General features: G+C 50.3%; 18 protein-coding genes. 8 read left to right on the top strand and 10 right to left on the bottom strand.

The genetic code is table 11. The features are described from left to right. Positions 1-151: 151 nt before the first annotated feature. Positions 152-397 carry a hypothetical protein gene (locus tag BSPA111_RS13300; RefSeq protein WP_183271639.1) on the bottom strand — a complete coding sequence of 82 codons (246 nt, stop codon included), beginning with the start codon at positions 395-397 and terminating at the stop codon, positions 152-154. Between the two features lie 45 nt (positions 398-442). Further along, positions 443-700 carry a cell division protein DrpB gene (gene drpB / locus BSPA111_RS13295; protein WP_183271638.1) on the bottom strand — a complete coding sequence of 86 codons (258 nt, stop codon included), beginning with the start codon at positions 698-700 and terminating at the stop codon, positions 443-445. A 572-nt stretch (positions 701-1,272) separates the two neighbouring features. On the opposite strand from drpB, the gene BSPA111_RS13290 reads away from it, so the two are divergent. Continuing rightward, on the top strand, positions 1,273-1,638 hold the full coding sequence (locus BSPA111_RS13290; protein ID WP_183271637.1) for a hypothetical protein: 366 nt from the start codon (positions 1,273-1,275) through the stop codon (positions 1,636-1,638). A gap of 52 nt (positions 1,639-1,690) precedes the next feature. Here BSPA111_RS13290 and BSPA111_RS13285 read toward each other — a convergent pair whose 3' ends face one another. Both BSPA111_RS13285 and BSPA111_RS13280 read right to left on the bottom strand, forming a co-directional pair. Beyond that, positions 1,691-4,786: a beta-galactosidase gene (locus BSPA111_RS13285; RefSeq protein ID WP_183271636.1), complete on the bottom strand. Its 3,096-nt coding sequence runs from the start codon at positions 4,784-4,786 to the stop codon at positions 1,691-1,693. Between the two features lie 112 nt (positions 4,787-4,898). Next, the gene (locus BSPA111_RS13280) at positions 4,899-6,005 is read right to left on the bottom strand and encodes a LacI family DNA-binding transcriptional regulator (RefSeq protein ID WP_183271635.1); all 1,107 of its coding nucleotides are present in this window, start codon (positions 6,003-6,005) and stop codon (positions 4,899-4,901) included. Positions 6,006-6,092: 87 nt separating this feature from the next. On the opposite strand from BSPA111_RS13280, the gene BSPA111_RS13275 reads away from it, so the two are divergent. Next, positions 6,093-6,893: an arylamine N-acetyltransferase gene (locus tag BSPA111_RS13275; protein WP_183271634.1), complete on the top strand. Its 801-nt coding sequence runs from the start codon at positions 6,093-6,095 to the stop codon at positions 6,891-6,893. 61 nt (positions 6,894-6,954) lie between these two features. Next, on the top strand, positions 6,955-7,185 hold the full coding sequence (gene pptA / locus BSPA111_RS13270) for a tautomerase PptA (protein ID WP_064547288.1): 231 nt from the start codon (positions 6,955-6,957) through the stop codon (positions 7,183-7,185). Positions 7,186-7,229: 44 nt separating this feature from the next. Here pptA and BSPA111_RS13265 read toward each other — a convergent pair whose 3' ends face one another. Continuing rightward, on the bottom strand, positions 7,230-8,264 hold the full coding sequence (locus BSPA111_RS13265) for an AI-2E family transporter (protein ID WP_183271633.1): 1,035 nt from the start codon (positions 8,262-8,264) through the stop codon (positions 7,230-7,232). Positions 8,265-8,816: 552 nt separating this feature from the next. Here BSPA111_RS13265 and mdtJ point away from each other — a divergent pair. Beyond that, positions 8,817-9,194, top strand: coding sequence for a multidrug/spermidine efflux SMR transporter subunit MdtJ (gene mdtJ / locus BSPA111_RS13260; RefSeq protein ID WP_183271974.1), 378 nt, complete (start codon positions 8,817-8,819; stop codon positions 9,192-9,194). Continuing rightward, a complete protein-coding gene (gene mdtI, locus BSPA111_RS13255) occupies positions 9,181-9,510 on the top strand; it encodes a multidrug/spermidine efflux SMR transporter subunit MdtI (RefSeq protein ID WP_183271632.1) in 330 nt (109 codons plus the stop codon). Before mdtJ ends, mdtI begins: the two co-directional genes overlap by 14 nt. 37 nt (positions 9,511-9,547) lie before the next feature. On the opposite strand, the gene BSPA111_RS13250 is transcribed toward mdtI, so the two are convergent. The 4 genes from BSPA111_RS13250 to BSPA111_RS13235 form a co-directional block, all read right to left on the bottom strand. Continuing rightward, the gene (locus tag BSPA111_RS13250; RefSeq protein ID WP_183271631.1) at positions 9,548-10,354 is read right to left on the bottom strand and encodes a serine protease; all 807 of its coding nucleotides are present in this window, start codon (positions 10,352-10,354) and stop codon (positions 9,548-9,550) included. A 311-nt stretch (positions 10,355-10,665) separates the two neighbouring features. Then, on the bottom strand, positions 10,666-11,067 hold the full coding sequence (asr, locus tag BSPA111_RS13245; protein WP_183271630.1) for an acid resistance repetitive basic protein Asr: 402 nt from the start codon (positions 11,065-11,067) through the stop codon (positions 10,666-10,668). Between the two features lie 243 nt (positions 11,068-11,310). Beyond that, on the bottom strand, positions 11,311-12,795 hold the full coding sequence (locus tag BSPA111_RS13240) for a carboxypeptidase M32 (RefSeq protein WP_183271629.1): 1,485 nt from the start codon (positions 12,793-12,795) through the stop codon (positions 11,311-11,313). Positions 12,796-12,869: 74 nt separating this feature from the next. Beyond that, complete coding sequence (locus BSPA111_RS13235; protein WP_183271628.1) at positions 12,870-14,120, bottom strand: MFS transporter; 1,251 nt, start codon at positions 14,118-14,120, stop codon at positions 12,870-12,872. Between the two features lie 98 nt (positions 14,121-14,218). On the opposite strand from BSPA111_RS13235, the gene BSPA111_RS13230 reads away from it, so the two are divergent. From BSPA111_RS13230 to bioD, 3 genes are all read left to right on the top strand, one after another. Next, positions 14,219-15,127 (top strand): LysR family transcriptional regulator, encoded by a 909-nt coding sequence (locus tag BSPA111_RS13230; protein WP_183271627.1) that lies wholly within the window; start codon positions 14,219-14,221, stop codon positions 15,125-15,127. Positions 15,128-15,244: 117 nt separating this feature from the next. Further along, positions 15,245-16,462 (top strand): sugar metabolism global transcriptional regulator Mlc, encoded by a 1,218-nt coding sequence (mlc, locus tag BSPA111_RS13225; protein WP_183271626.1) that lies wholly within the window; start codon positions 15,245-15,247, stop codon positions 16,460-16,462. A 159-nt stretch (positions 16,463-16,621) separates the two neighbouring features. Next, complete coding sequence (bioD, locus tag BSPA111_RS13220; RefSeq protein ID WP_183271625.1) at positions 16,622-17,317, top strand: dethiobiotin synthase; 696 nt, start codon at positions 16,622-16,624, stop codon at positions 17,315-17,317. Here bioD and clcB read toward each other — a convergent pair. Continuing rightward, complete coding sequence (gene clcB / locus BSPA111_RS13215) at positions 17,270-18,565, bottom strand: voltage-gated ClC-type chloride channel ClcB (RefSeq protein ID WP_183271973.1); 1,296 nt, start codon at positions 18,563-18,565, stop codon at positions 17,270-17,272. The genes bioD and clcB overlap by 48 nt on opposite strands. Between the last annotated feature and the right edge of the window lie 46 nt (positions 18,566-18,611).

The raw sequence follows: 18,611 nt of genomic DNA, 5'->3' as shown, positions 1-18,611 counted from the left end.
TTTTTTAATTTCAGCGTCATGGCAAAAAGGGCGCTAAATCCTACTCATAAACGCTACAGGACGCTAATGTCTTTTTGTTAACAGATAAGGAGATAGAGACCGACGGCTGCCAATGCGCAGACCGTCGCTTGAGGGGGAAAACTAATTTACGTTAATGACACTGACGGTCATAAGCATCAATTTGTGAATTGACCGCATCAACAGGTAAAGGGAGGCTACAGTCGATGGTTTCATCGCGTTGCTGAATTTGTTGAGACTCAGGCACGCCCTGTGCATCCTGGCTCTGATTCTTCACATGATGATGGTGAGCCTGTTCCGTCGGTTCTGCGATGACGCATCCCGCCAGGAAAATTGTCGGCAGCAAAACAATTGACGCAAATCTTAAAAATTTGTTCATTCCAGATATCCTGAATTAAAGCGTTGTGTATTCACGGTGCTAAGGTTATTTCGCGCGAGTTAACCAGGCCAGAAGGCCGGTAATCCCACCAATAAATCCGAGATATATGAGAATGATTAATGTCCCGGCAAACTCTCCGGCTCTGACGCCTAATTCCTGCCCTGTGGCCGCGTGTATATGGCTAAAGGCTACACCTGCTTTAAATAAACAGAAAACAGCATAAATACAGAATAAATAGAACAGCCATAGCATAAACTTCCCAATGGGCGTTCTCTTTTTCTTTTTTGGATCAGTGTTACTCATGATGCATCTCGTGATGTTGTAATTATAACATTTGTTGTGACGGGCATAATAAATAGCATGCCAAACATTCGAGTAAACACGCTCTATGTCTTTGATTGACGTAAATCAATTGAGCTCCAAAATTGCTCTAAATAAGAAATGTCTCATAGTGTGGAGTGGGTTTTCTGATCACTGGTGCAACCAGTTAAAAGGTAAATATTCTGGTTTATAGCGATCTGGTAGCTTGAAGTTGAAATAATAATTATGTTTTTCGAGCGTAAATAAGAATTATATTCTTTAACGTCTGTTTTCAATGATATTAAGCACTAATTTGAACGTTGATGCTTTGCCGCTCAGTGGACAGATCAGTAAAAGATTGTAAATTTGTGAAATGTGTTAATGGCATTAATGTTATTAAGCTAACAAAAGTAAACCAAGGAAGATTATTAAATTAAATCTAAACGAATAGCCTTTAAATTTAATATGGGCGATTGACTTTATATTCTGACGGTATATTTATGTTGCAGATTATTCTTAATGGCATCGCGTTATTTGTGTGATGAATAAGGCAAAAAATGGGAATGGGGGTTATTTTGGCTGCGGCTTTATTTTCTTCTGCTTCAGAAACCGCTGCACGAATTGCCACGGATGGCCAATTAAACTTTAAGGGATACCATGAAGTTCGCGTCGATGAGAATTTTGCAGCAGCTTATATCGACGGTAAACCAGCGACTATCACTGTCATTACCCCCAATTTTATTGAATTGCGGGGTAATCACATCGTGGTTTCATTGACAAAAAAAGCGGAATTGGGTTGGGAGGCGACCTGGACTGGGCGACATCGCGAACATGGCGTTTTAACGCCGGGCTTGAAACGTGCGTTAAACAACGACACAGCTGAGCTTTTGGCCTATGCCTCCACAAGCCGTCAGGTCGGTGGAACTACGCCTAAAAAATGATTGAATATAACCGGAGCAGAACGAGGGCGGCGTTCTGCTCCGGATGTGGGTACTAGCGTCGTTGCCAGCTTATCGCATAGTGATAGTGGGATTTATCAAGCAGGAACTCTTGTGAAACGCTGGGGCTCCAGGAGTCATCTCCCCCTACGCCCATGTGGAAACCATCCAGATTTAGCCACGTACCAGGCTCCGCCACGAGCAAATGGCGATGCGAGGTTTCGCGCAATTGCTGTTGGCTAAAGCGGCTGATGTTGAAGTGGAATTTACCCTGCCAGTGATGATCGCCATATTCCAGGCTTTGAGTTTCACAACGCAGCCCGTTCTCCGTTGGGAAAACATACGGGGTATATAGCGCTTGAAGCGGGCGCTGCCAGTAATCAAACAGAGCCGATTGCTGACGATCGGGATAGTTCTCGTGCGGACCCAGACCCAGCCAGCTCACTTGTGCGTCAACCTGCGCTAACTGGCAGCTAAGCCCGATACGCGCAGGTGGAGGAGTGCCAAAAGCAACGTCAACATCCACACTGACGTGGAGTGTGCCCATGCAATCGATTCGCCAAAGTTTGCGGCTGATAAACAACGATTTTCCGTCGTGCTGCCAACTATGCACCGTACGTACCTGAACTTCATTTGCCAGGGCTTCAGCCTCACAGTATTCCAACTGGGATTCAAGTGAGTACAACCCCGCCGCTTTCCAGCGTTCGACCCAGGCATTGGGATCAATGCGTGTCACTTCACTGACACCGATATCGTTATCTAACGGAGCACGGGTGAACTGATCCTGGAGCGGCTGTAACAGCGTGGGTTGCTGGGCTTTCCACCATTGGCTCAGTAATCCATTTTCACGATTGAATTGCCAATGATGGCGGCCATGGCGGATATCAAAATGACAATGACTGACCTCAAGCGTTGGGGACTCGCCGTTAACGGGTGGTGTCGTTGCGAGAAGGACGCCCGCAAGTTGCCACTGGTCCCAGGCGCAAATATGCCCAGCCTCAGACCAGTCTGTGGCGTTAATTTGCTGTACCTTTACGGTCAGCCATACGTCGCCATTTTCAGTAATGGCAGGAAGTGAGTCGAGAACGATAACCTGTTTACCCTGCGGTGTGATATCGAGCCGCACTTCACCTTCAGCAAGCCGTGTGCCCGCTTGCGAAACGTGCCAAAGCAAGCGTTCGTTATCACTGTGGCGGAACAAATATTCGCTGGTAACTTCAAGGCGTAATGGGGTTTCGCGATGAAGCTCAAACTGGAAAAACTGTTGCGCTTGCTGAGCTTCATACAGCGCCGGATGCGGTGTGCGGTCGGCAAATACCAGGCCATTCATGCAGAACTGTCGATCGTTTGGTTTGTCGCCAAAATCACCGCCATACGCCGAAAAGGGTTCGCCGTTCTCGTCATGTTTGACGAGAGATTGATCCACCCAGTCCCAGACAAAACCGCCTTGCAAACGCGGATACTGACGGAACGCTTGCCAATATTTATGGAAGCCGCCAAAGCTGTTGCCCATAGCGTGGGCGTATTCACACAAAATGAGCGGGCGCGTTTCATCGGGCATGCCGATCCACTTTTTAATTGACCATTTTGGTACGGCCGGGAAGGGCTGATCCTGGTCGACGCGCGCATACATGGGGCAAATAATATCGGTGGCGGCACTGTTGGCACCGCCGCCTTCATATTGCACCGGGCGTGAAGGGTCGACTGATTTTATCCAGCGATAAAGGGCATCATGGTTAGCACCATGGCCGGACTCGTTACCGAGCGACCAGATGATAATCGAGGGATGGTTGATATCGCGCAGTACCATGCGGGTCACGCGTTCTGTCATCGCTGGCAGCCAGACCGGGTCGTCACTCAGGCGATTCATCGGCACCATGCCGTGGGTTTCAATGTTCGCTTCATCTACCACATACAGGCCGTAACGGTCGCACAGGCGATACCACATTGGATGATTTGGATAATGCGAGCAGCGTACCGCGTTAAAGTTGTGCTGCTTCATGAGCAAGATGTCCTGGCGCATGGTTTGAACATCCATGACCTGGCCATTAACCGGATGATGCTCATGGCGATTGGTGCCACGGATCAGCAAGGGTTTGCCGTTTAACTTCAACAATCCCTGATGAATTTCGACTTTACGCAAGCCGACGTCCCAGGCTTCTGCTTCTATGGTTACGCCTTGCTCATCGCGCAAAATCACCACTGCGCGATAAAGATGAGGCTCTTCGGCACTCCAGAGAAGTGGGTTGGCCAGCGGGATTTTGAGCGTAGTGCGGTCACTGTATGCACCACGTTCATCAATAATCTCACTGCCGAGCGCCTGCTGTTTTTCCCCTACACACTGTTGGTCACGCCACAGTTGCAGACAGACTTGCACCGCGCGGTCATTTACACCTTTTACTACCACCTGCGTTTCAACAATGGCGTGGCTAAAATCTTCATTAAGATGCGTTGCGATCTTAACATCGCTCAACTGAGTCGCGGGTTTATGCAGCAGCGTTACATCGCGGAAAATTCCGCTCATCCGCCACATATCCTGATCTTCGAGATAACTACCGTCGCACCAACGCAGCACCATGACCGCGATCCGGTTTTCCCCGGCATTGAGTACTTTGCTGAGGTCAAATTCAGAGGGCAGGCGGCTGTCCTGTCCGTAACCTATCCAGTGGCCGTTGCACCACAGGTGGAATGCAGAGTTCACGCCATCAAAAATAATCCGTGTCTGTCCACTCTCGAGCCAGGAAGCATCAACATTAAATGTGAGCGAGTAACAACCGGTAGGGTTTTCTTCCGGAACGCACGGCGGTGTGACCGGGATCGGATACGTGACATTGGTATAAATAGGGGCATCAAAACCGTGCATTTGCCAGTTTGAAGGGACGGGTAAAGTTTGTGCATCGGGTAAGTTCGCAGACAGCCAGGTTTCTGGAACCTTCTCGGGTTGCGTAAAGTAGCTAAACTGCCAGTCACCGTTAAGACTTATCAGACTCGCTGAAGGCGCGTCATTGCAGGCTTCACGTTCATCACGCCAACTGGCAAACGGCGGATGAGCGGCCAGGCGGTTGAGTTGCGTGACGGCTGGGTTTTCCCAGTCGCGTCGGCCAAGAATCGCTGCCAGTGATGCGGCGACTGTACCCGATAGACATGTCATGCTGAAGGTTCCTTTACGTTTTTGCGATGCGCTCACAATTTAAATCACTATGGTTTTTGTGAGCGGCAATGTAAAGCAGCAAAACAGTTTCAGGTGAGGGGATTCACAGAAATCATTTGAGCTGTGCGACCTGACGGGCGAGCACCGTCAGTGCCTCCGCCAGCGCCTGTGGCGATGCGGTGAAGGCGTTTGGGGCTGCAGTGGTTTTACGCTCAATCAGCGTGACCGGAAGTACGGAGGCTGGCACCGGTTGATTCGGCGAGTGAATTTGTTCAAGCAGACGGTCAACGCTCGCACTGCCCAGCGCTTTAAAGTCCTGTTTGATGGTGGTGAGCGGTGGAATAAAGCAGGCGCTATCCTCAGTGTCATCATAGCCAATGACCGAAACGTGTCCTGGCACGGATAAGCCCGATTCATTCAGCGCGCGTAAAGCCCCCAACGCCATTTGATCATTGGCTACCAATAGCGCGGTGAATTTTCCCCCCTGGCCGAGCAGCGCAAGCGTCTGGAGATAACCCGATTGCGAACTCCAGTCTCCTTGTAATTGAGCCGCGGCATGCAACTGGTGCTGCGCCAGCGCCTGTTGCCAACCCTCAAGGCGTAGGCGGGCAGAGACGGAAGTGAGCGGCCCGTTCAGTAACGCGATACGCTGATGACCTTGCGCAACCAGATGCTCAATCGCCAGATGCGTACCGGCCGTCGCATCAAAAGTAATGCTGTCTATATTCAGCGCGGGTGAAACATCCAGGAATAACACCGGAACATGACCACACATTTCGGTGAGAGTTTGTGCCTGCTCATCTTCCAACGGAATGTTAATAATCAAGCCGTCAACGCGCTGAGACAGCAAACTGTTGACCGCATTTTTACAGGCTTCTATATCAGGCTGCTCAATCATCGACATCATCACGTTAAAGTGAAGTTTGCTGGCCTGAGTCTTAATGGCTGAGGCGATTTGCGACGGTGCATGCAGCGACAAATTACTGGTCACCAGGCCAATGTTCTGGCTCAGTTTCCCTGCCAGTTGCTGTGCTACACGGTTGGGAACGTAATTGAGCGCCCGCATTGAAGCTTCGACTTTTCGCCGGGTTTTATCAGAAACATGTTCTGCCTGATTGATAACGCGCGAGACCGTTTGATAGGAAACATGGGCATGTTTCGCCACATCGTAAAGCGTCATCGATTTGGTTTTCACGGCGGGTTTCCTTATAGCGCTCATTTTCCGGAGTGTATTTGGCATTATCGATCATTTACGGGCAAAAAAACGCATTATAGTGAACTCATCTATTTTTAAGAGATTGAGATCATGGCTTTTGACCTTCAGGCGTATTTCACTCGCATCGCTTTCCGGGGCGAGGCAAAACCGAACCTCGAAACCTTACAACGCATTCATCTGCTGCATACGTGCGCGATACCGTTTGAAAATATAGATGTGTTACTAAGGCGTGAAATCCGCTTAGATATAGACGCCGTATTTGAAAAACTTGTGGTCGCAGGGCGGGGTGGATACTGCTACGAGCAAAACTCATTGCTGCGTGCGGCGCTTGAGCATATCGGTTTTGTGGTTGAAGACCTGGGTGCCCGAGTATTGATCTCACAACCCACCGAGATGCCGCCTCGCACGCATCGCTTGTTACTTATCACCCTAAACCAGCAACGCTATCTGGCGGATGTGGGTTTTGGTGGCAAAACGCTGACGTCTGCGCTGCGTTTAGAGAGAGATGTGGTGCAGAACACCGACTTTGGTGATTATCGGTTGACGCAAATCGATGATGATTATCTGCTGAGTATTCAACAACAGGATGAATGGCTGCCGTTGTATCGATTTGATTTACAGCCCCAGTACGCATCAGACTTCGAGGTCGCCAACCATTATGTTTCGACCTGGCCTCAATCGCATTTCTATCATCATTTAATGATGTGTTTGAAAAAAGCCGATGGCACCACGTTGACGCAAAACGATCGGCAATTTAACGACGGACAGCCGCGAACGATAGACGATGCAGCGGAGTTGTATCAGTTGCTTCAGGACAAATTTGGTCTGAGCGTCAATGACCCGCACTATGGTTTCAGCCTTGCGGAATTTGCGGCGATTTGCCTGCCTTAGCTGTTGCAACGAACGGGTGCTTAACGTAAGTATATTGTTTCCAATAAAGGGGAGAACCACTGTGCCGCATATCACTGTAAAACACTTTCCGCGTGAACTGACTGACGAGCAAAAAGAAGCGCTGGCCGCCGATATCTGTGCCGTACTCAAGAAACATTTCAATTCAACAGATGAATCATTATCTGTCGCGTTAACCCCTATCCAGAAAGACCGTTGGAAAGAGGATGTTTACGATAAAGAGATCGCTCCGGCTCTTGATACGCTTGCCAAAAAACCGGGTTATACCCTGTAAACAGACGCCAGAGCCGCCTACCGATGGTAAACGGCTCTGGTAGTTTAGTTTTTAGTCACATCACTGAGCAGCACAGCAATACTTTTGCCGCCTTCGTTTTGCTCAAGAGCAATTTTCACGGCAATAGTGAGCGGAACCGATAACAACATACCCACCGGCCCCAAAAGCCAACCCCAGAATATCAACGATAAGAACACTACCAGAGTGGATAATCCTAAACCTCGGCCCATCATGCGTGGCTCAATGATATTGCCGAACACCAGGTTGATAGCCAGATAACCGGCAACCACCAACAATGCCTCATACAAACCACTGAATACCAACACTTGCGCGACAGGGGGGATGGCTGCCAGTACCGAACCGATGTTGGGAATGTAATTGAGCGAGAAGGCGAGCAGCGCCCAGACGAAAGCAAAACGCACATCGAGCATGGCCAACATAATCCAGACCACCAGGCCGGTGACCAGGCTTATCGCCGTTTTCAGCACCAGATAACGACTTACGCTGTCCAGTGCTCGCTGAATTGCCCCCATGCCTACCTCTGGGCGAGACATCAATTGATGAAGTTTTATTGGTAATTGCGGCACTTCAATCAGCATAAATACTACGGTTAGCAGCAATAAAAAGATTGAGGACATCGCGTTGGAAAGCTGAGTGATCAGGCTTGTGGCTAACGTCATAGCCGCATTGGGATCGATATACTTGAACAGTTCGTCCACCGATACCGTGATCCCGGCCCGTTGCAGCCACGGGTCCATGGCCTGGAGCGGAGAGATAAATGATGCACGATATTGCGGCAGTGTCCGTGTCAGCTCATTGAGTGTGGTGCCAAGATAGGCAAGCAGCAGCACAACGAAGAAGATAATCACCGAAATAACCATGGTAATCGCCAGCACTCGCGGGACATGCATCCGTTCCAGGCGGCGTATCATCGGGTTGAGAACGATGGCAATAAACAGCGACAAAATAAACGGAATGATGATATCCGCCGCCACTTTTATGCCCACCAGGATGACCACTAACATCCCCAACATGATGACGATTTTTAATCCACTTAACGTAATAATGGGTTTTGCCACTATTGATTATCTCCCGCGCAATTATTCATTCCTTAATTAACCGTATAATACGGGGGCGCAATTAAGTAATACACCGTTATTTTTTGTGGGAATCTTCGTAAAGAATTGAAAAGGGGAGGCAAGTACATTCCTGGATATGGTACAAATTGCGTATGTATAACTACTGAGGACAATTTACTATCCGCAACTGATGAGAAGCAACAACGCGGATAAGTTGTGAAAACTATGGACATTATGCTTACGAACAAGCTGTTCAACATGTTAGAAATCCGTCAATCTCCTTCTTTTTCTTCTGCTTTTTCTCTTTCCGGTGAGCAACACTGGCGTAACGCGCTTTAGATCTTTCTCCCGTTTTATCCCGTCATACTTCAAGCTGTCGGTGCATTGACTGCACTCGTGCGACCTCATCGCTGTTCTAAAACGCTTTTGACGTTTTAGTCCTACAACTCGAATTATTTAGGGATAACGTTTAACAGCCTTTTTATTTTTTTCGTTGCTTATTTTTAGCGCGTTTTAAGCTGTAGTACGGCTATTTTCTCTGTCAGGAGAGAGATCATGATCTATTGGATTTTATTAGCACTTGCGATTGTTGCGGAAATTACCGGCACTTTATCTATGAAATGGTCAAGCGTTAGCGATGACAACATAGGGTATATTTTCATGCTGTTAATGATCACGCTATCTTATATTTTATTATCATTTTCGGTTAAAAAAATCGCCCTCGGGGTCGCTTATGCCATGTGGGAAGGCATCGGTATTTTATTTATTACTTTATTCAGTGTTCTGCTGTTTGATGAGTCCATCTCACTTCTGAAAATAATGGGACTCACTACGCTGGTGGTCGGGATTGCGCTGATTAAATCAGGCACCGCCACAAAAAAAGAAAAGGCCTTAAAACCAGTAAAGGATAGTCAACATGCCGTCGTTTGAATGGGTGCACGCATTGTGGCTTCTGGCGGCAATCGTGCTGGAAATTATGGCTAACATTTTCCTGAAACACTCCGATGGTTTCCGCCGTTTTGGTTATGGCGTGCTATCGCTTTGTGCGGTACTGGCGGCCTTCAGTGCGCTGTCACAGGCGGTTAAAGGTATTGAATTGTCGGTAGCGTATGCGCTATGGGGCGGGTTTGGTATTATCGCAACCGTGGCGGCCGGTTGGATATTGTTTGGTCAACGGCTCAATCGTAAAGGCTGGATAGGCCTGGTGTTACTGCTCACAGGGATGGTACTCATCAAACTGGCGTAAAAGAAAAACCGCCCGGCGTGAAGACCGGGCGGTGAAATTATTGATTGGCTAATTTCTGTAATTGATCACGAAAACCGGTCACCGAAATGGCGCGGTTGTCGGCGCGATAGCGATCTTTCGCCGCAGGTGCCGAACTTTGTACGGCAATTAATTGCCAGCCATTTTCTGTTTTCAGCATTAACGGTGAGCCGCTGTCTCCAGGCAAAGTATCGCACTGATGTGAAAGTACCGTTTTCTGCGCCCAGCCCGTAATCAGGCAATCGTTATGGGTATAAAGGGAGTCCAGATGATCTTCCGGATAACCTGATTGTGTGACTTTTCGATTCTGGTTTTTGAGTGCTTCGGTGAGTGCATTGCGGTCGCCTTCGAACAGTGGCAATGGCGTGATACCGGATGGTGGGTTGTGTAACACAATCAGGCCAAAATCATGGGGAGCCGCACCCGGCGGGACAATCCATCCCTCTCCATCAGGTTTCAGACGATGACCAAGCGTGGATTCCACTCGTCCTTCAATGCCATGAATTTCGTAGCGCCAGGTTCCCTTATGCGAGACAAATCGCAAAGCAATGGCTTTGTCAGGTGTTCCGCGCGGCGGTTGCAGCAAGCAATGTCCCGCGGTCAATGCGAGGTGGGGGGAAATTAAGGTTGCGGTACACAAATTACCACTGGCAGTCTCAAGCTGGCCAATGGCATCCCACGGAGAACTTGCAGGATCGGTAACTCGCGTGCGGTCATCCTTACCAAAAAACAGCGTTTTGACGTCAGCTGCGCTCTCGCCATCAGCGTGGGAAAGGGCCGGTAAAAAACACAACACTCCTAACAGCATCACAACTTTTTTGCGCATATCACTCTCTGATGGGGCGATTAATTTTGATTTTTATATAAACCCAGCGAATGGATTAACTATAGACGGGTCGCACAGAAAGTGGGAGTAAAAAGTCATTACAGCCAGAAGCTTAGCGTAATAATGCCGCAAAGGATGAGCAGCGTGAGGATGATTTCAAAACTATAGCGTCGCAACATCATCCAGACTCCGGAAGTAAACACCCGGCGAACCGGGTGTTTTTAGTGTGGCTATGCTTTCGGGGTTGCCCCGATAGACCCGTGATTCTTCAGGCGGCGTTAGCCGCTACGCGAATGCTCACGGGTAACAACTTATGCAGCTGGCTGAGCGGCTGGTTTTGCAGCTTCAGTTTTGGCTGCAGGTTTTTTGTGGTGTTTTTTAGCCGCCTGGGCTTTTTGCGCAGCAGGTTTAGCAGCATCTGCTTTAGCTACAGGTTTTTTGTGGTGCTTTTTAGCTGCCTGCGCTTTTTGTTCAACCTGAGCAGGTTTTGCTGCTTCAGTTTTCTTCACTTCTTTTTTGTGTTTTTTAGCGGCTTGAGCTTTTTGCTCGGTGGCTGCTTTTTTGTGTTTTTTATGATGAGTGGTTTTTGCAGCAGGAGCTTTAGCAGCAGAAGAGGTTGCAACAGGTGCTGGAGTTGCAGTTGTTTCAGCAGCGAAAGCGGCAGAGGACAGACCCATTGCAGCGGCAACTACCAGAGCTAATACTTTATTCATCTCGACATCCTCGAATTTGTTTATGTTTAAACCCCAGCGGGGCCGTTGAGATGAACTATAAACATGTGGATCAAGGGCTTCAGTGAGTGATTGGTATCGGCGTGTAACGGTTTGTACAAACCACCCGTCATACTTCAAGTTGTTGATGCGTGGGCTGCCCCAGTCACATTGTTATCTATGCTCCTGGGGCTCACGTGCTTGCCGCCTTTCTACCACTCGAACTATTTTGGGTATTTAAGGTGATTACAAATAGCGTGCTTCTAAATGTTTGCGGAAATAGAGCGGGTTAAGGTCTTCACCTGTCGCGTTGGTGATAAGTTCTGAGGTGGTGAACCGGCTGCCGTGCTGCCAGATATTCTGACGTAACCAGTCGAACAACGCGCTGAAGTTACCTTCGGCAATATCTGCTTCGAGCTGCGGCAATGCGAGTTTGGCGGCATTGAACAGTTGCGCGGCATACATCGCACCCAGCGTGTACGATGGGAAGTAACCAAACGCACCATCCGTCCAGTGAATATCTTGCATACAGCCGTTGCGGAAGTTGTCTTTGGTGGACAGCCCCAGCCAGTGCTGCATTTTCTCATCCCAAAGTGCCGGGATATCCTCAACCTCGATATCGCCATCAATCAGCGCCCGCTCAATTTCGTAGCGTAAAACGACGTGGGCCGGATAACTCACTTCATCGGCATCGACGCGAATAAACCCACGTTCAACGCGTTGGTTCACGGCAATAAAGTTCGATGCTTCAAATGCAGGCTGCTTGCCGAACCGCGCGATCACCTTCGGCAAGAGCAGTTTCAGGAACTCTTTGCTTCGACCCAGTTGCATCTCGAAGAACAGGCTCTGGGATTCGTGGATCGCCGTCGAACGTGCTAATGCGACCGGCTGGCCGAGCCATTCACGCGGCAGGTTTTGTTCATAGCGTGCGTGGCCTGTTTCGTGGATAACGCCAAACAATGCACTGACCAAATCGGACTCGTCGTAGCGCGTGGTAATGCGCACATCTTCCGGAACGCCGCCGCAGAAGGGATGAGCGCTGACATCCAGTCTGCCGCCGTTAAAGTTAAAGCCCAGCAACTTCATGGTTTCCAGACCTAGCTCGCGTTGGTCATGGGTGGCGAACGGGCCTGCTGGTGTTATGACAGATTCTTTCGCCTGCTTATCGACCACTTTTTGCAGTAATTCAGGCAACCAACTGCGTAAATCACCGAATAACACATCGAGTTTGGCGCTGCTCATGCCCGGTTCGTAAATATCTAACAGTGCGTCGTAGCGGGATTTTCCTTTGGCATCGGCGCGAAGTTTAGCCTCTTCACGGCAAACGCGAACCACGTCTTTCAGATTGGCGGCGAAACCTTGCCAGTCATTGGCGGGGCGTTGAGTTCGCCAGCCATGCTCACAGCGCGTACCCACCAGCGATTTCTCTTCTACCAGTGAAGCAGGCAGTAAAATGGCTTCTTGATATTGGCGGGTCATTTCACGAAGGTTGGCGCGTTCAACATCGTTAAGGTCTTCTTGAACCGCAGCTTGTAACAGCGTGGCTATTTTTTTATCGGTCAGGATTTGGTGTTGCAAAACGCTGAGTTCAGCCAGGGCTTCACCGCGAGCTGTGCTGCCATTAGGCGGCATATTGGTGAACATATCCCAGCCAGCGATGGCTGAGAGGTGTCCAAAACGGGAAAGACGCTGGAAGGTGCGGGTGAGGTGATTGTAGTTTTGCTTTTCCATAGAGCCTCGTGAAGAGATGATGTACGCAAGCGAAAATAGCAAAAAGCCATCCCGAAAACGAGGCTGTGGCAGAGTTAATGTGCGCGATGATGCAAACGCGTCCCCACTAACAATGAGATGACCAAAAGAGAGCCGATAAAACTTGCCACACCGGCCCATCCGAACTGGTGCCAGAAAATCCCACCAAACGTCCCGGCAAGGCTTGAGCCAAGGTAATAACTAAACAAATATAATGATGAGGCTTGCCCTTTCGCACGTTTCGCACGCGGGCCAATCCAGCCACTGGCGACCGAGTGCGCGGCGAAGAATCCGGCAGAAAAAAGCAGCATCCCGATGAAAATAATCACGAGGGGTGAGAATACGGTTAGCACCAAACCGAGCAGCATCACCGCGGTAGAAAAGATCATGACAGGGCCACGACCAAATTTTGCGGCCATCGCTCCGGCTTTAGGTGAACTCCAGGTTCCGATTAAATACACCACTGACAGTAAGCCGACCACCGCCTGGCTCAAATACCATGGCCCTTGCATCAAGCGATAACCAATGTAATTGAACAGGGTGACAAACGCGCCCATCAGTAAAAAGCCCTGAGCGAATAACAGCGGCAATCCCGGGTCACGCCAGTGCAGACGGAAATTAATGAACAGGGTTTTAGGGCGCAGGGAAGAAGGGCGGAAGTGTCGGGATTCAGGCAGGATTTTCCAGAACATGAGGGCTGAGGCCAGGGCGAAACAGCCGATGCCGGCGACCGCGATGCGCCAGTTAAAGAAATCGGTCAGGACTCCACTTAACAGACGGCCACTCATGCCTCCAATCGCGTTGCCGCTGATATACAGCCCCATTGAAAAGGCTACCACGCTTGGGTGAATTTCTTCACTCAGATAGGTCATACCCACGGCGGCGACCCCACTTAGCGATAACCCAATCAAGGCGCGCATCACTAATATCCCCTGCCAACTGGTCATCATGGTGGAGAGCAGTGTGCAGCTTGAAGCGAGCAATAATGCGGTCACCATCACGGGTTTGCGGCCAATGGCATCAGAAAGTGGCCCGGTAAACAGCAGCCCAATCGCCAACATGGCGGTAGAAACCGAAAGGGAAACGCTGCTACTGGCGGGGGATACGCCAAACTCATGCGACAGCACCGGCAGGATGGGTTGCACGCAATAAAGCAGCGCAAAGGTTGCGAGTCCTGCAGAAAATAGTGCCAGGGTGACGCGCATGAACTGAGGCGAACCCCGTTTAATATAAGTGGCAGGCTGGAGTGAAATTCTGTCGTCAACATCTTCTGCCTCTGCGGTGTCGACGAGGGTTGTACGGCTCAAAATGGGTCCTTAATACGCTTTTGAAGTCTCTGTTCAGAGTAGAAAATCGCTAATGTTCTGTCTAATATATTAATAATCTCAATTGATATGTTTAAAATATGAATATTGAATTGCGGCATCTGCGTTACTTCGTAGCGGTTGCGGAAGAGCTCCATTTTGGTCGTGCGGCGGCGCGCCTGCGTATCTCACAGCCACCGCTGAGTCAGCAGATTCAAATCCTTGAACAACAAATTGGTGCACGTTTACTGGCGAGAACCAACCGAAGTGTGAGCCTGACCGCTGCGGGGCGTCAGTTTTTGCATGATGCGCGGCAGATTTTAAGCCAGGTTGAGATCGCAGCCGGGAGGGCTGCCAGGTTGCATCAAGGGGAGGCGGGTGAATTACGCATTGGTTTCACCTCCTCTGCGCCGTTTATCAAAACGGTATCTGACAGTCTGTCGACTTTTCGTCGCAGTTATCCCGATGTGCATTTGCAGATGCGGGAAATTAACACCCGCGAGCAAATCGCGCCGCTTAATGATGGTGAACTTGAACTGGGATTAATGCGAAATACGCGGCTTCCGGACACGCTGGACTGGAAGGTGGTGTTGCGGGAACCCCTGCTGGCGATGGTGCACCGCGACAACAAGCTTGCCCAATGCGCGGCGATTTCTCTGCAACAGCTGGCGAACGAACCGTTTGTCTTTTTTGACCCTCATGTCGGAACCGGTCTGTATGACGATATTCTCGGCCTGTTACAGCGCCATGGAATCACGCCCTATATCACGCAGGAAGTGGGCGAGGCGATGACAATAATCGGGCTGGTGTCTGCGGGGCTGGGAGTTTCGATTCTTCCGGCATCATTTAAACGTGTTCATTTATCGGAAGTGGTTTGGTTGCCCATCGAAGAATCCGAGGCGCAGTCAGAAATGTGGTTAGTGTGGCCAAAACATCGCGAATTGTCAGCCGCAGCACTTAGAATCTCCGCCTTGCTGACTCAGTCAATAATGGTTCTAAAAGACGATTAAAGCGGCCTAATATGTGCGGTAAATCACAACCCTACGTAAATATTTGACTCCTCTGGTTGAAGTGTTTCACCATAGCCCAAAGTTTATTTCGAAGCGCGAAAATAAAGGGAGTCGCAAGTGGTTGCTGATAGCCAACCTGGCCATATCGATCAGATTAAGCAAACCAATGCGGGCGTTGTTTATCGTCTGATTGATACCCATGGACCGGTGTCGCGAATCGATCTTTCTCGTCTGGCGCAACTCGCTCCTGCCAGCATCACGAAAATTGTTCGTGAAATGATTGAAGCCCATCTGGTGCAGGAAACTGAAATTCAGGATCCTGGCAGCCGCGGGCGTCCTGCTGTGGGGCTGATGCTGGAAACTGAAGCATGGCACTATTTGTCCGTGCGAATCAGCCGTGGGGAAATTTCTCTCGGTCTGCATGATTTAAGCAGCAAACTGATTGTTGAAGATACCGTTTCGCTCAGTGTTGAAGATGCGCAGCCGCTCATCGAGCGGATCATCGCACAAATCGACCAGTTCTTTATCCGCCACCAGCAAAAGCTCGAACGCCTCACCGCGATTGCCATCACGATGCCCGGGATTATCGACACCAAGCGCGGCATCGTCCATCGCATGCCGTTTTATGACGTCTGTGATATGCCACTTGGCGAGATCCTTGAAAACTACACTGGCGTGCCGGTGTATGTTCAACACGATATAAGCGCGTGGACGATGGCCGAAGGCCTGTTTGGTGCTTCAAAGGGCGCGCGTGATGTGATTCAGGTGGTCATTGATGATAACGTCGGTGCCGGTGTCATTACCGATGGGCGCCTGCTCCATGCAGGCAGCAGCAGCCTGGTCGAAATTGGTCATACTCAGGTCGACCCCTACGGCAAGCGCTGCTATTGCGGCAATAACGGTTGCCTTGAAACGATAGCCAGCATTGACAGCGTGCTGGAGTTAGCTCAGTTGCGCATGAGCCAGTCGATGGGCTCCATGCTGCATGAACAGCCACTCACCGTCGAATCGTTGTGTGATGCCGCGCTCAACGGCGACCTATTAGCGAAAGATATTATTCTCGGGGTAGGCACCAACGTTGGTCGAATACTTGCGATTATGGTCAATTTGTTCCATCCACAAAAAATCCTGATTGGTTCGCCACTCAACCGAGCCGCAGAAATTCTGCATCCGGCGATCACTGATTGCATTCGTCAACAGTCGTTACCGGCGTATAGCGCGCACATGATTGTCGAAAGCACGCAATATAATCACCGTGGAACCATGGCCGGTGCGGCGCTGGTAAAAGACGCAATGTATAACGGTTCGTTATTGATTCGTCTGCTGCAAGGGTAATGTCGTAGGCTGATCCACTAAAAATTGCGCTATCTCAAACTGGTCGAATCACTATTCTTTTAGACTTTCACTCCTGAATTATTCAATTTCTAATCACTAATATCCGTCTTACCTCACTGAGAAAGACGGGTATTTGAAGCATTGCCTTGGGAGTTAGTCATGCTTACGCGTTTCTTTATAACAGGTACCGATACTGCAGTCGGGAAGACTGTGGTTTCTCGCGCCTTGTTGCAGGCGCTTGCAGCCAGTGGCAAAAGTGTTGTCGGCTATAAGCCGGTGGCCAAAGGGTGTAAAGAGACGCCAGAGGGCCTGCGCAACAAAGATGCGTTAGTTCTGCAAAGTGTTTCCACTGTTTCACTGGCTTATGAAGCCATCAACCCTATCGCGCTGAGCGAAGAAGAAAGCAGCGTTAGCCACAATTGCCAAATCAACTATTCGCTGCTGTCTGACGGGCTGAAAAATTTAACCGGCCTTGTGGATCACGTTGTGGTTGAGGGCACTGGTGGTTGGCGCAGTTTAATGAACGATTTACGTCCGTTATCCGAGTGGGTGGTGCAGGAGCAATTACCGGTATTGATGGTTGTGGGTATTCAGGAAGGGTGTATTAATCACGCCTTGCTGACGGCTCAGGCCATTGCTAATGACGGCTTACCGTTGATTGGCTGGGTGGCGAACCGCATCAATCCAGGGCTTGCGCACTACGCTGAAATCATTGATGTACTCAGTAAAAAACTGCCGGGACCGCTGGTGGGTGAGCTGCCTTATTTGCCACGCGCAGAACAGCGTGAACTGGCAAACTACATCGATTTATCCCGTCTTAGCGGCGCGTTGAGTATAGACCGTCTGCGGGCGTAACCAGCGCGAGAGCGCTGATGCCATCACGCACGACACCAGTAAACCGGGGAGCAGTGTAAACTCCCCCGTCATTTCACAAACCATCAGCGTAGACATTATCGGTGCATGCGTGGTGGCAGCCAAAAGCGTTGCCATTCCGGTAAGCGCCAGCAAAATTGCCACGTTATCCCCGCTCCACGTCCATATTCCAAACCATTGCCCCACTAACATTCCCAGGGCCGCGCCGACAAATAACGTTGGGGTAAACACACCGCCTGGGGCACCTGAGCCACTGCTTGCCAGTACTGCCGCCAATTTATAGACCAGAATCCCAGCCACGAACAGCAGCGCGGGCGGTTGCGAGAGAAATGACTGCACTACGCTGTAACCATTGCCCCAAACCAGCGGTGTGATAAGCGAAAGCAGCCCAACCAGCAATCCCCCTAACGCAAGTTGTAACGGAGGGGTTAACTGCAAACGCTGGAACAGTTTACTGCTTTGCGCCATCAACCAAAGAAACAGCGGCCCTGCAATACCCGCAAGCAGGCCGAGCGACGCCATCAGTAGATATTGAACCGGCTGTGGGGCGCTGAGTGCGCGGACAGTATAAAGCAGCGTTTGCTCGTCGTTTAATAGGTGGGTCATCAGCAAGGCGCAGACGGCGGCAATCACCACTGGGCCAAGGGAGGCAAGCATCAGGGTACCAAACAGAATTTCTGCGATAAACAAGCTACCCGCCAGCGGCGCATGATAGGCGCTTGCCATCCCGGCGGCTGCGCCACAGGCGACCCACAACTTCCATTCGTCTTTATGAGAGCAACGCTGCGCGAATACAGAAGCAAAAACGGTTGCCAGTAGCACCATCGCCCCTTCACGGCCAATGGCGCTGCCGCTGGCGACCACTATCAGCGAGGCTGCCGATTTAACCAGGCTGGCTCCAACATCTAAGCGTCCGTCGCCCGTTTCAATGGCTTCCATGTAGTCAGTGGGCGCAGAAGGGCGCTGGCGCGTAGCGCGTTGCCACGCCCAAAGAAGCGTACCGGCAAGCAACCCACCCAATGCAGGGGTGAGCAATCGTCGCCATGATGGCAGTGCCGCAGCGGCGGCAACCAGGCTGCCGCTGTGATCCCCCAAAAATAGGCCTTCCAGAAAGTACATCGACTGGCGAAACAGCCAGACGACTATCGCTGAGGCGACGCCAATCCAGACGGCGAAAATCAGCCGCCGTAACATGCCTTTCATGTCCGGGAAGTGGTGTAAGCGATGCATGCCAATTAGCGTAGCGGGAAAAGAGGGATATTGTGCGCCATGAAGG

It is taken from the genome of Buttiauxella sp. A111 (assembly GCF_014189855.1).
GTDB classification, from domain to species: domain Bacteria; phylum Pseudomonadota; class Gammaproteobacteria; order Enterobacterales; family Enterobacteriaceae; genus Buttiauxella; species Buttiauxella selenatireducens.
Note: the sequence above shows the minus strand (reverse complement) of the source record. Positions and strands in the feature narration are given on the sequence as shown.